Consider the following 13,374-nt stretch of genomic DNA (forward strand, 5'->3'; position numbering starts at 1 on the left):
TTAAGTATTCAATATAACAATTAACCTGATGATTCAGGCAGATTGATGCCATGTTTTAGACATAAACCTTTTTAATTTAATCGGTTACGGTTTTGGAAATATAAGCGAGCACCAATCAATGGCGAGCAATACTAAGGCAACAACCAGCGAGTACGTCGGGATTTAGACACCATCCAACTCATCACTAGCGCACCAGAACCGCTCAAGACAATCCACACAGGAATCACCCAAGCGGGGTGGCCTTGGTACCAGCCATACTCTTTCATTGGCCAGAGAAAGATCGGATGGAGAATGTAAATGCCAAGACTGTGTTGGCTAATGAAGCCGATCACTTTGTTGGCCTTATCAGGCAAGTTTTCACCAACATAACGACATAACATGAAAATCATGCTCGCAGCCAGTATCACATTGAGTGTCTTATACGACAGCCATCGCCCTACGGTATATTCTTGTGCTTCAACACTGTTGGTGATGACCGCGTATCCCGTCATGATAAGAGCCCCTATTCCCACGACCGCGAACATGGCGACATAAGGCGAAGTCAGAGGCACTCTTTTATACAGCAAGTACCCTAGAGGTAAATAGCCGCTGTAGAGCCACATTTGATGACTCCAAGGCCCATCAATACCGATTAAAAACAGTAAGGTCGTCACCAACCAAATCACTACATAGGAATACAACGAGCTATCACCATACTGCCTGATCACATATTGAAAAAACGGAATGACGAAATACAAAGGAATGAAGTAGTAGAAGAAACCGAGATGATAATAAGTGGCGTGAGAAGCACTATTGGCAAGCACTTGCTTGGTTTCTTCAGGATTAAAACCGTTCAAGCTCCACCCCGAAAGATACGCATAGAACAGCGACCAAACAATAAACGGCACCAAAACTTTGCCTAATCGACGTTTGACGTAGTATTTGGCATCAAATGGCCGGGTATCACTGAGCATCAACGCTCCGGTGATCAAAATAAACACAGGGACAGCCCAACGACTTATGCTATTTATACCGATTGCGGTGGCCCATTCAGAGAAAGGAATACTGCCTAATTCCTGTCGATAGGGGGCAAGAACATGAATTGCGATAACCGCCACAGCAGCGACACATCGCAGCAAATCGAAGAACAGTACCCTATTTCTCATATAGCCACCTTCATTGATTAACTTATTGAAGATAGCAATAAAAAAGTTGACCACGGTGTAACCTTGGTCAACTTTTAGTCATGAAATTGTTCTTAATTTAAGCAGTTGCGGGACTGCTCACCTTAGGCAGCTTGATGGAAATCAGAGTAGTCAGCGCAAGAAATGCAAAGGAAACCCATAAGCACGCGGCCAAACCCGCAACCTGAAATATCCAACCTGACAGCACTGTGCCAATTAAACGCCCCATGGCATTCGCCATATAATAGAAGCCGACATCCAGTGATACGCCATCCCCTTTGGCATAGCTGACGATCAGATAAGAATGCAGAGATGAATTCACCGCAAACACCGCGCCAAAAATCAAGAGTCCAACTACGATAACCAACTGAGGTTGCCAGCCAATTTGCACTGCGTAAGCAATTCCCGCGGTAATCACTGCCAACAAGCCAGCCCACATCAGCGCTGCACTGCCGTCAGGGACATTACCTTGTGCTTTACCGGTGATCTTAGGGGCAAAACCTTGGACAAAACCATAGGCAATCACCCAAGTTGCTAAGAAGCCGCCAACCCAAAGATGATCCCAGCCAAACACACTGCCCAGATAGATAGGTAGAGCGACAACAAACCAAACATCTCGTGCCCCAAACAGGAACATACGTGCTGCAGACAAGATATTGATTGAACTCGACTTAGAAAAAATCTGGCTGAACTTAGGCTTGTTTTTGGCTTTACCCAAATCACTTTCAAGGCCGATTAAGCTGCCGATCAGAACCAGTGTCAACACACCCGCCATTAGCAGCACCGCATACTTAAAGCCTATCAGAGACAGCAGCAAACCACCGATGAAGAAGCCAACACCTTTAAGGGCATTTTTAGACCCCGTCAGAATCGCGACCCACTTATACAAAGCGCCTTGCTGCTCATCAGGCACCAGTGCCTTGATGGAACTTTTGGCACTCATCTTATTGAGATCTTTAGCAATACCAGACAACGCCTGAGCCAGCATCACCCAAGGTATGGTCAGCCAGACATTGGGAACTGCCAGCATCGCCAGTGCCACTATCTGCATCGCCAGTCCAAGGTTCATGGTTTTGTTTAAGCCAAGCCTCGCGCCAAGCCAACCACCTATCAAGTTGGTTACCACACCAAAGAACTCGTAGAACAAAAACAGGGATGCGATTTCTAACGTGCTGTAACCCAGATCATGGAAATACAGCACCACCAGCATTCTCAGTGCGCCGTCAGTAACGGTGAAGTTCCAGTAATTGAACGTCACCAGCATATACTGACGCACACTCTTACTCAGATTTGCGATCATAGAGTACCCAATTTTCTCTTATGTACAGCGATGGGAGCTTTCAGACACCTATGATCCAAAAGCTCCTCAAGGGATTATTTCGCCGCGACTGCGCTGATGTAATCAACCTGAACAGGTTTGGTAAAAGCACCCGGACGTAGCGCTTGAACCTCTTTGACAATGTCGCTCAGCGACCACTGTTTTTCTAACAGCAGATGTGCCGCCAACAGGCCCGTACGACCTGACCCGCCCATGCAATGCATCGCAACTTTACCGCCATTATCGACAACCTGATGCAGAGCAGAGCTGGCTTGCTGCCATTTCACGGCGAAATCATCACCCGGTGCGCAGTCATCTTCAATTTCAATCTGAAACCACTGCATACCTAGTTTTTCTGTCGCTTCACCAAGCTGAGCTACACCTTTGTTCTCCAATTCTGTGTTATCTAGAGCCGTCACTATCGCTTCAACACCTTGCTCTTTTAGCTGCACAAGCGAAGCTTCCAGATCAACACCTTTAGTACCCGGACAAGGAGTAAGTACTAACGCACCTTGCTCAAGGTCCAATTGCCAAGTTGGATGTGTCATCTCAATTACTCCTTATGCCAAGCCCACTTTACGTACCAACTCAGCAGTACGTGTCGCGTAGCCCATTTCGTTGTCGTACCAAGCGTAGATCTTCACCATGCGACTACCTACCACCATAGTTGATTGAGCATCAACTATGGTTGAACGTTGGTCACCTTTGTAATCAATCGATACCAGCGGGCGCTCTTCAAAACCAAGAATACCGTTCAGCTCACCTTGTGATGCTTCTTTTAGCAACGCATTCACTTCTTCCGCCGTAGTATCACGTTTCACATCAAAGATGATGTCTGTGAGTGACGCGTTGGCCAGAGGAACGCGCACCGCGTGGCCGTTAATCTTGCCTTTCAGATCTGGGAAAATTTCCACAATCGCTGTTGCACTACCAGTCGTTGTCGGGATAAGGCTCATGCCGCAAGCACGGGCACGGCGCAAATCTTTATGTGGCGCATCAAGAATAGTTTGTGTGTTGGTCAGGTCATGGATAGTGGTAAAAGAAGACTGCGAGATACCTAATTTCTCATGAATCACTTTAACCACTGGCGCAATACAGTTGGTCGTACAAGACGCAGCCGTAACAATCTGATGCACTGCTGGATCAAAGATATGATCATTCACACCGACCACAATGTTCGCCACACCTTCCTCTTTAACCGGCGCAGAAACCACGACTCGTTTCACACCTTGAGCTAGATACTTGTTAAGAAGCGAGGTATTACGGTGTTTACCGGTCGCTTCGATCACGACGTCACAACCAGACCAGTCGATAGCATCGATGTCTTTCTCTTGCGTCGTTTTGATAACCTGACCGTTAATCAAAATGTTATCGCCTTCCGCTTTGACTTCGTGACTCCAACGTCCTTGAACTGAATCAAACTCCAGCAGGTGTGCGAGTGTTGCAGCATCACCCGCCACATCATTGATCTGCACAAACTCCAGCTCTTCCCAATCAAACGCCGCCCGTAGCGCTAAACGTCCAATACGACCAAAACCGTTAATTCCGACTTTAACTGTCATCTTTCTATCTCTCTTATTTCAAATTACTGGCAGCAAACAGGACGAGCCTGAATAGCATGAAGTCTTTCTATATCTTGTTGGTACTCTGTTTTCAGGCAGTTAGACGCGACAAGATCATCAATCAGTTTTTTCATCCAACCCGGTAAATCTGCAGATAAACGATAAAACACCCATTGGCCCTGACGAACGTCAACCAGAATTCCACTCGAGCGTAACTGAGCAAGATGACGAGAAATTTTCGGCTGGCTTTCTTGAAGGGCTTCTGTCAGCTCCCCGACCGATAAACATTCTTCACGTTCTATCAGCATCAGGCAGCGAACTCGGGTTTCGTCGGATAATAATTTGAAAAACTGATGTGGTAGCATTTATACATACTCATATACGGATATGCGTATATATTTATTTAAATAAAAGTGAAGATCAATGTCCCTGTCAGATTGTCATAAAATATTCACACAATGGAGAAGCCGCTTTACACGAGGCGGTTGATATCCTGACTCCAGCGCTGCGCCTCTGAAATGCGCGGCATGACATCATCAACGGAAAGGTTGAGCTGTTGACACGCATCTTGCATACCCTGCCAGTCTGCGCGTTCATAGCACTCTTCCAATCCAAGCAAGATGCCATAAGGCCCTTGGCGCTCAAGTAAAGCGACCTTAATCGCCTGATTAAGAGGTAATTGCTGAACTAACTCTTCAAGCGATAAATCCAGTAAAGCGTCTAGAGTAGAGAATAGACCTATCAAAAACGCCTGTTCACGGAACTGGCTGAAAGGGTTTTCGTTCGCCATCAACTGGCAAAACTGAGCTCGTTGTAAGGAAAGGTTATACAGCTCTTTAGGCTTTTTAGCGGAGATAAACGACGCCACCGCCAGTGAGACAAAAATACGTAGCTTATCTTCGCCAAGGTACACCAAAGCTTGCCTAAACGATGAGATGGTGACTTCGAGCCTCTCCGACATCGTATTGACAAAGCGAAGTAATTTGTAAGATAAGGCGACATCTTTGGCAACAATCGCTTCGACCTTTTCAAAATCGACGTTGGTCTTGCACACCTCACTGAGCAGCTCCATTGCGATCACTTGCTCTGGGCTGATGTACTGCTGACGAATGATTTCAGGTTTACTGAAGAAGAAGCCTTGAAAAAACGAAAAGCCAGCAGAGCGTGTAGTTAAGAACTCTTCTTCGGTTTCCACCCGCTCCGCAAGAAATTTACGTCGAATACCCCGGGAGCGCCGTTCTTTGACAAATTCGCAAGCCGCCTCTAAACCCATCGCCATGATATCAAGTTTAATGATCTGCACGAACGGCAGAAAGCGCTCCCATTCAGGGCTATATACAAAGTCATCTAAAGCAATGATGTACCCTGAGGAATTGAGCTCTTTGATTGCCTCATACAACTCATCCGTTGGCGGGCAGGTTTCCAACACTTCCACAACAATCTGCTCTTTAGGCAGCACAAGTGGTAAACGGCGGATCAGGCTCTTATAAGGGAAGTTAATAAAACTGCGTGATTGCGGCAAAGCGGGATTCATACCCAGAGATAGAAAGTTCTCAACAATTAAACGATACGTTGCACGGTTGGAATCGACATGAGCTGGGTATGCATTGTTTTCTCCGTCACGGAACAACAATTCATAGCCGAGAGTTTGTCTTTTGGCGTTAAAAATGGGCTGACGAGCCACATAGGTATCGCGCATTCGCTATTACATCCCCAAATACTATGCTTTGGCAGCCGCTAATAATGCCCCACAACCGACAAACATGGAACCAAATACCTTGTTGATCTTACTCATAATCTTATCAGAGCGGATAAAACGCCCCAATTGGGAGGCTAACGAGGTGTATCCTAGCATCACAATCGAATCAATCACGACCGTCGTCACTCCCAACACTGCCAATTGCGTCAGTTGATCTTTGGCTGGGTCAATAAATTGCGGGAATAATGCAACCAAGAACACGATCGATTTAGGGTTAGTCAGGTTAATCAGTACGGCGTTGCGCATTAAGGTTTTACCCGACAGGCTCTGCCCTTCAGTAGCGGTAGCCAGACCCGACGTATCACGCCACTTCTGAATACCTAGCCATACTAAGTACGCCGCACCCACCCATTTAATCACTGTAAAGGCTGTTGCCGATTGAGCCACCAAGGCACCAATCCCGGCCCCAACCAACACAATGTGCAACGCCAGACCAATCTGAAGCCCCGCTATTGCTGACAAAGATTTACGAGTTCCGTAACTCAAACCATTACTGATTGAATTGACGGTGCCTGAACCTGGTGCAAGGCTGAATACCACTGCGGTAACGACATAGGCTAACCAAACATGCATATCCATCGTGTTTTCCTCTCGACTAAAATACTTTAGCCACACATAATTTAGACGTGTTCACTTCTCTGTATTGAAAGCAGGCCCCCGATATCATGAATGAATCGAGCTTCAGCATTAAGTCACCTTATACTCAAGAGTCGAATTTTGAGCAAGCAATCAATAGCAATATTGCTCAATTCTGGCACTCTCGTGAAGAAGGGTTTATTAAATCATTTGATAAAACCCGGCTGTTCTGGGTGAAACTTACCTCTTCTGAGCACACCAAAGCGATCGTCGTGGTTAATGGCCGTATAGAGTGCACCTGGAAATATCAGGAATTATTCTATGACCTGTTCCAACAAGGCTATGATATCTATTCCTTCGACCATCGAGGTCAGGGCCTGTCAGATCGACTGATTGAAGACCAGCAAATGGGTTATGTCGAGGATTTCGAAGACTATGTGCAAGATTTACATGGTTTGATTCAGCACTTTGACTTAAGTGGTTACGATAAACGTTACTTGCTCGGCCATTCAATGGGAGGCAATATCGCCACTCGTTACCTGCAGAGCTATCCAGATCATTCATTTTCGGCGGTGTCACTCAGTGCACCCATGTTTGGCGTCAATCTGCCCTGGCATCTAAAACCAATCGCAATCCCCCTTGGCCAAATCATGACAGCGCTTGCGCCTAAGCCGACTTTTGCCCCCGGTCAGGCTCCCTATTACCCAAAACCATTTGACGGTAACTTCCTCACTCAAAGCCAGATTCGCTACCACTGGTTTCGTGATCTCTATGAACAAAAGCCTGAACTGAAAATTGGTGGTGCCAGTACACAGTGGGTATGGCAAGGGTTGATGGCTGCCAAAAAGTGTCACTTGATGACTCGCCATATCAAGATTCCATTGTTGTTACTTCAAGCCAGCGGTGATCAAATTGTTTCTAATCCAGCCCAGATCAAATTCATCAAGAAATTAGCTAAAACCAATTATCAATGTGCGCTCAAAATCATCTACAACGCTCGTCATGAAGTATTGTTTGAGAAAGATGAATATCGCGATCAAGCCTTGGACGCTATCCTATCTTTCTTCCATCAGCATTGATAAAACAGGAAACAATGGAGAGTGAACTTTACCCTCTTTTTCCCCTTTCAGTTCCAGTAGAATGACGGTTCTGCCTTTCCGGGGGCTATTAACGCATTACGCATGAGGGTGATATGACAGACACACACAAAGAGACGCCTTTCCAATTGGTTGCTTCCGACCTTGATGGTACTTTACTGGCCCCTAACCACCAGCTCAGTGAATTCTCGAAACAAACGCTGAGTGAACTGCATCAGAAAGGCTACACCTTTATCTTTGCGACAGGTCGTCACCACGTCGATGTAGCGGGCATCCGAAAGCAAACGGCGATCCCAGCCTACATGATCACTTCCAATGGGGCTCGGGTTCATGATCAGCATGACAACCTGATGTACAGCCATAATGTCCCATCAGAACTTGTGCAGCCAGTGATCGATGTGATCAGGCAAGATCCGGGCATTTTTATCCACATGTACCAAAACGAAAGCTGGCTGCTGGACCGTGAAGACGACATGCTAGCGAAATTTCATAGCGACTCCGGTTTTGCCTATCAACTCTTTGAAGCAAAGGCCGCACCCACAGACGGGATTGCAAAAATCTTCTTCACTCATCCAGCCAAAGATCACGAGCACTTGGTTAAGTTTGAGCAACAGTTAAATGACAAGTTTGGTGACCAGCTCAATATCGCGTTCTCCACACCTTGGTGTCTTGAGGTAATGGCCGCTGAGGTATCGAAAGGAGAAGCCCTTAAAGTTGTCGCTGAGTCTCTCAATCTGACACTGGAAAACTGCATTGCTTTTGGTGATGGCATGAACGATGTCGAGATGTTGTCAATGGCAGGGAAAGGCTTAGTGATGGAAACGTCCCACATTAAAGTAAAACAGGCTTTACCAGAGAATGAAGTGATAGGTAGCAATGCCGACGATGCGGTCGCTCACTACCTACATACTCACCTGTTCTAGTCAGAGTACTTCCTTCTCTAGGATCGCCTGCCATTCCTGCTCAGTCACCGGCATGATCGACAGGCGATTGCCTCGCTTCACTAGCGGCATGTTCTCTAGTTCTGGCATCGCTTTCATGACCGACAAAGGAATCAATCGCTTGGTCTTACGCACGAATTCAACGTCGACCATGACCCAGCGAGGTTTGTCTGGTGACGACTTAGGGTCAAAGTAATCACTCTCAGGATCAAAGGCAAAATGATCCGGATAAGCCTCTTTGACGACTTTTGCGATCCCAGCCACACCAACCTTTTTGCAAGAGGAGTGGTAAATCAATACCAAATCACCTTCTTTCACCTCATCTCGCATCATGTTGCGCGCCTGATAATTACGCACACCTTCCCAGCAAGAGATATTTTGTGTTCGAAGTGTGTCAATAGAGAAAGTGTCAGGTTCTGTTTTGAATAGCCAATATGCCATAATGACGTCCGAATGATTTTATGATGAGGAAGATATAGCATGAAGGCGTTAAGAAACCCAGTCGCACTCACGATCTTACTGGCCCTTCAGGCCTGTTCCGGTTTTCAATCCGATGCAGAAAAGTTACAGGCTCCACAAGCGTCACTGAATAACCCTTCCTCAATCAAACCTCAGACTTTTGTTATGCGTGGCGAAGTCGTCCTTGGTCATGAAGTCCGCTCCATTGTCCCCTGTGATAGCCAACAGCAATATTGGTTGGATCTACCTGCAGACCGTTTCCAGCAAGGAATGAAGCTCGTACGCTCGCCTTATTCACCCTTGTATGGTGAAGTGATTGGTCATCTTGAAGCCCCAGGGAAAGAGGGCTTCGATGCTGACTATGCAGCACGCTTTGTAGTCGACAAAATCAACTTACTCACAGCTGAAAACCCTCATCGCTGCACTCAACCAACTCAACCCACCAAAGCATTCGGTAATGAACCGTTTTGGTCGGTACAATTTGTGGGTAATGCTTTGAAATTCACTGTGATGGGTGAGGAAGCACAACAATTTGAACTGACCTCAACCAAACTTGAAGCTGATCGCCGCCGTTATACGTTCCAACAGGGTGAATTAGAGCTAAATCAACGCAGTTGCAATGATGGTATGAGTGACAGTCTGTATGGTTGGCGTGCTTCGTTAAAGGTAGGAGAGAAAACCTATCGCGGCTGCTCCACACTGTCTAATCAAGACGCCACTCAGCAATGGGCCGACACGTACCAAGCGCAAGCCAGTCAAAGCTCTCCATTTAGCGTTACTTTGTCTATGAACTCAGATCACACTGCGAGTACCACTTATCATTATCCAAATGGCGGTGCAGATACCGTAGAGAAAGGTTTCTGGCAACAGTTAAACCGCCATCAAGTCCAGGTTGTAAGTACTCACCTACAAGGACAGAAATTAAAGTCAGAGCGTATCTACACCAAAAAGAACAATCAATTGAATGCTGCACAGGAAAAAGTAGGTGACGTTATCTACGATATTGCCGATGGTGGACTGACACTTTTTAAGGCGAACGACGTCCACTTGCCCCCTACCACCAGTGAGAGCGGTAATAAAATTCCATCCAATGCCGAATTCAATCCCCAGGTTGATCGGGCATTACGTGACTACTTCAAAAGCGAAAAACAAGATCCAACGGGAACACGCTACCGCTGGCTCACCTATGATCTCAATGGTGATGGCCAAAAAGAGCTACTGGCTCAGTTAGACTGGTGTGGCTCAGGTGGTTGCACTTTATTGATTTTTAACCATGTTAATCAGAAGTGGCAATTCAACAGTCGCATCACGCTGGTTCAAACCCCATTAAATCTGGGGACACAAGAGCATCATCATTGGCGTGACTTGGTGATGTTTGTCAGTGGCGGAGGTGCCGTCCCTAATCAACATACGTTGCAATTTGACGGTAACCAATACCCACTCAATCCAAGCATGGCTCCAGTGGCAAATTATGATGACATCAGCCCAGTTCAACTTTTTTCCGATGGACTGACGCCGCATCAGGGTGGAGTCACACTTTAATATGGAAGCCCTCACTCCATGCCCAGGCTGTTTACTAAACTATAATTGTGTATGTGAGCACTTACCCTCCGTGAGTGCTTCTTTTCATATTGCAACACTCATACACGAAAATGAGCAACACCGCGTAACCAATACCGGACGCTGGCTACTCAAAGCCATTCAACCAAGCAGCCAACATGTTTGGCAACGTACACTGCCCTGCCCTGAACTGAGCAGACTCATCTCGGATGAACAATATCAACCACTGTTGGTGTTTCCCAGTGAGGAAAGTCAGCCTCTGAAGGCTAAGGCTGAGAACGCCAGCCAGCAAGGAAGAATACCACTGTTCATTATTTTGGATGGGACTTGGCAGGAAGCCAAAAAGATGCTGCGCAAAAGCCCATGGCTCAGAGAATTGACAAGCGTTCACCTCGCTCCTGAGAGTGAGTCTTGCTACCAGCTCAGACGGAATCAGGAGGCGGGAAACCTCTGTACACTGGAAGTAGGAGCGGAAATCATCCGCACTTTAGGGCAACAACATCAAGCTGAGCAACTGCGTGCATTTCTCCGCCACTACATGCAAGCATTCCAAGCTGACAAAAGCGGCCACCGATTAAAATAGCCAAATGCCTTGTTTATCAAGGCATCACTTAGCTCTCAATCAACAACAGTAACTCTGACAAACTGGCAATCTCAACATCAGGTAGGGTCCGAGCCCTACGATGCTGCATAAGGCTGGCATTCTGATCGTTAAACCAACATGCCGACAAACCGCTACGCTTGGCTCCTTGGACATCACTCACCAAATGGTCACCTACATGCAAAATGCGATGAGCAGGGCATTGAAGATGTTGGGCTGCTTTATTAAACATCTGTGGATGAGGTTTAGCAAATCCATCGGGGCCAGCTTTGAGGATTAAAGAAAAGTATGGGGAAAGACCGATTCGCTCAGCATCCACATTACCATTGGTGATGGCGACTAAAGGCATGCGTTTCGCCAGTTGCTGCATCACTTGATGCGTTTGCTCTGGGACTGAAAAATCACTGCGTAGACGGAGGACCTCTTCAATCGCTTGCTCAGCAGCATGCTTAGCCTCGGCTTGCTCATAACCAAGGCGATAGAGGCCTTGTTTAATCTGAGTCTGACGCCATAGCGTCATATCATTCATCAGCCAGCTATCGGCCTTTGCCAACTCCATCTTCAATTCACGCCACCAGCTTGAAGGCTTACTGGCAGACAACGGATGATGTTTGTGCAACCAAGTCGTCACCTGTTTCTCGACTCGACGTATCACTGGGCGGTTGTCATACAAGGTGTCATCAAGGTCAAACGTCATCGCTTCAATGACCGGCAGCTGACGATAGAAATGCATTACTCGCTCTCTTTCTTTTTGGCTCTTGGATGGGCTTGGTCGTAAACATCAGCAAGGTGTTGGAAATCCAAATGCGTATAGATCTGAGTAGTAGAAATATTCTCGTGTCCTAGCAATTCCTGAACGGCTCTGAGGTTATTACTTGACTCCAACATATGAGTAGCAAATGAGTGACGAAGTTTATGCGGACTAATATGGCTCGCAACAGACTGCTTTTGTCCCCATTCCGCCATACGTTTCTGCACATTTCGATGCGAAATCCGTACACCCAGTTTAGACACGAACAGGGCAGTTTCATCGGCATTAGCCAATGCACTACGAACTTTGAGCCACTTTGCTACCCACTCCTCCGCCATCCCAGCAAAAGGCACTTTGCGCTCTTTGTCGCCTTTACCTACAACGCGTATCTCACCCGATGATAGGCTCACATCGCGAACATCAACACTGACCATTTCCGCCAGACGTAAACCAGCCCCATACATGAGTTCCATCATGGCGCGGTCACGTACCGCCAGCGGGTCATCTTCATTCACTTCAAGTAATTGACCCACTTCATCCACATCAAGATTCTTGGGTAAAGGCCTTTTCTTACGTGGAGCCGATACCCCTTTAGCAGGGTTTGCAGTCAACTCACCACGCAGGATTAGGAAATCAAAAAAACTACGCAGCGCCGACAATCGGGTCGCTAAGCTGCTCGCTTTCATGCCATCACGCATGCCTTTGCTTGCCAGCTGACGCACCCAAGCAGCATCGACCTGAGACCAATCTTTCAATCCCATAGAGACTAGGTGATGGGCCATGGTTTCCAGTTGTTGCTTATAGTTACGCTGGGTATGAAGACTCAGCCCTTTCTCACTTCTCAAATACTCGTAGAAGCGATTGAGAGGGCTTTGGAGTCCGTTAGGCAGAGGTATTACTGAGTCGCTCATGGTCATCGCTTTGCCATGGAAGGGTTTCAATCAAGTGAGAAAGCACCAGAGCAAGATGGCGCAAGAATAAAGTGTCCATGTGCGGCTGGAAATGTCCGCCATCACTGCTGGAAAAGGCTAAAACACCTTGTAGTGTTTTCTTGTTCAGTGGCAACACAACGTAAGACCCCATCTCTGGCGCACGCGTTGTTTCACCAAATAACAACTCTCGATCCGCTTTACGCATTCTTCCCAAATAAGCGCTTTTACCATTGAGATGATTGGTCGCGAATCGATGATAATTGTCTTTATCGAGCGAATAATACGACGATTCACTGTCTAGCAAACGTACATAGGCGACTAAGCCTAGAGATTTCGCCATTTCTTCCACGGCTTTTATCGCAGGAAGCAGCGCATCACAAGTCAGAACATGCTCCTGTAGGCTCATAAATTCATGAAAAGTACGGTCATTGTTTTTCGCCAGCGACATCAGAGTCGTGATCTCTTCTTCCAACTCTTCGATACGTTGGCGCTGCCTAGTCATTTGGACGTGGACCAACGAAACGGCGCTCTGCTCCTGATTGGGTAAAGCAAGGCGATCAACTAAGTCACATCGGGTACTAAAAAAATCTGGGTTGTCACGTAAATATTCAGCAACAACCTCTGCGGTCAGCGCATCCGCTTCAATCTGCGACAC

Annotated in this window: 15 protein-coding genes; 4 read left to right on the forward strand and 11 right to left on the reverse strand. The window is 46.9% G+C overall.

All coding sequences use genetic code 11. From position 1 onward, the window contains the following. Positions 1-131: 131 nt before the first annotated feature. The 7 genes from CTT30_RS14730 to rhtB form a co-directional block, all read right to left on the reverse strand. On the reverse strand, positions 132-1,145 hold the full coding sequence (locus tag CTT30_RS14730; protein WP_252035497.1) for an acyltransferase: 1,014 nt from the start codon (positions 1,143-1,145) through the stop codon (positions 132-134). 97 nt (positions 1,146-1,242) lie between these two features. Beyond that, a complete protein-coding gene (gene arsJ, locus CTT30_RS14735) occupies positions 1,243-2,463 on the reverse strand; it encodes an organoarsenical effux MFS transporter ArsJ (protein WP_252035498.1) in 1,221 nt (406 codons plus the stop codon). A gap of 74 nt (positions 2,464-2,537) precedes the next feature. Continuing rightward, positions 2,538-3,029 carry a cyclin-dependent kinase inhibitor 3 family protein gene (locus tag CTT30_RS14740; RefSeq protein WP_252035499.1) on the reverse strand — a complete coding sequence of 164 codons (492 nt, stop codon included), beginning with the start codon at positions 3,027-3,029 and terminating at the stop codon, positions 2,538-2,540. A gap of 12 nt (positions 3,030-3,041) precedes the next feature. Then, positions 3,042-4,043 (reverse strand): ArsJ-associated glyceraldehyde-3-phosphate dehydrogenase, encoded by a 1,002-nt coding sequence (locus tag CTT30_RS14745; protein ID WP_252035500.1) that lies wholly within the window; start codon positions 4,041-4,043, stop codon positions 3,042-3,044. 23 nt (positions 4,044-4,066) lie between these two features. After that, on the reverse strand, positions 4,067-4,408 hold the full coding sequence (locus tag CTT30_RS14750; protein WP_239838985.1) for a metalloregulator ArsR/SmtB family transcription factor: 342 nt from the start codon (positions 4,406-4,408) through the stop codon (positions 4,067-4,069). Between the two features lie 107 nt (positions 4,409-4,515). After that, complete coding sequence (gene cdgJ / locus CTT30_RS14755; protein ID WP_239838984.1) at positions 4,516-5,742, reverse strand: cyclic di-GMP phosphodiesterase CdgJ; 1,227 nt, start codon at positions 5,740-5,742, stop codon at positions 4,516-4,518. 21 nt (positions 5,743-5,763) lie between these two features. Continuing rightward, positions 5,764-6,381 carry a homoserine/homoserine lactone efflux protein gene (rhtB, locus tag CTT30_RS14760; RefSeq protein WP_239871243.1) on the reverse strand — a complete coding sequence of 206 codons (618 nt, stop codon included), beginning with the start codon at positions 6,379-6,381 and terminating at the stop codon, positions 5,764-5,766. An 86-nt stretch (positions 6,382-6,467) separates the two neighbouring features. Between rhtB and CTT30_RS14765 the strand changes: the two genes are divergently transcribed. Together CTT30_RS14765 and CTT30_RS14770 are read left to right on the forward strand one after the other, a co-directional pair. After that, positions 6,468-7,457 (forward strand): alpha/beta fold hydrolase, encoded by a 990-nt coding sequence (locus CTT30_RS14765; RefSeq protein ID WP_252035501.1) that lies wholly within the window; start codon positions 6,468-6,470, stop codon positions 7,455-7,457. Between the two features lie 113 nt (positions 7,458-7,570). Then, complete coding sequence (locus CTT30_RS14770) at positions 7,571-8,398, forward strand: Cof-type HAD-IIB family hydrolase (protein ID WP_239876599.1); 828 nt, start codon at positions 7,571-7,573, stop codon at positions 8,396-8,398. Here the strand turns inward: CTT30_RS14770 and CTT30_RS14775 are convergent, their stop codons facing one another. Next, entirely contained in the window at positions 8,399-8,857 is a 459-nt protein-coding gene (locus CTT30_RS14775) for an EVE domain-containing protein (protein ID WP_239871249.1), read from the reverse strand. 39 nt (positions 8,858-8,896) lie between these two features. On the opposite strand from CTT30_RS14775, the gene CTT30_RS14780 reads away from it, so the two are divergent. Both CTT30_RS14780 and CTT30_RS14785 read left to right on the forward strand, forming a co-directional pair. After that, entirely contained in the window at positions 8,897-10,417 is a 1,521-nt protein-coding gene (locus CTT30_RS14780) for a COG3650 family protein (protein ID WP_252035502.1), read from the forward strand. Between the two features lies 1 nt (position 10,418). After that, a complete protein-coding gene (locus CTT30_RS14785; RefSeq protein ID WP_252035503.1) occupies positions 10,419-11,018 on the forward strand; it encodes a tRNA-uridine aminocarboxypropyltransferase in 600 nt (199 codons plus the stop codon). A 28-nt stretch (positions 11,019-11,046) separates the two neighbouring features. Here the strand turns inward: CTT30_RS14785 and yigB are convergent, their stop codons facing one another. Genes yigB through CTT30_RS14800 form a run of 3 tightly spaced genes read right to left on the reverse strand, consistent with a single transcriptional unit; the run spans position 11,047 to position 13,374 of the window. Next, positions 11,047-11,769, reverse strand: coding sequence for a 5-amino-6-(5-phospho-D-ribitylamino)uracil phosphatase YigB (gene yigB / locus CTT30_RS14790; protein ID WP_252035504.1), 723 nt, complete (start codon positions 11,767-11,769; stop codon positions 11,047-11,049). After that, the gene (xerC, locus tag CTT30_RS14795; RefSeq protein WP_252035505.1) at positions 11,769-12,698 is read right to left on the reverse strand and encodes a tyrosine recombinase XerC; all 930 of its coding nucleotides are present in this window, start codon (positions 12,696-12,698) and stop codon (positions 11,769-11,771) included. The genes yigB and xerC overlap by 1 nt, the downstream gene beginning before the upstream one ends. Beyond that, positions 12,670-13,374 (reverse strand): DUF484 family protein, encoded by a 705-nt coding sequence (locus tag CTT30_RS14800; protein WP_252035506.1) that lies wholly within the window; start codon positions 13,372-13,374, stop codon positions 12,670-12,672. The genes xerC and CTT30_RS14800 overlap by 29 nt, the downstream gene beginning before the upstream one ends.

This window comes from Vibrio coralliilyticus, from assembly GCF_024449095.1.
GTDB lineage: Bacteria > Pseudomonadota > Gammaproteobacteria > Enterobacterales > Vibrionaceae > Vibrio > Vibrio coralliilyticus_A.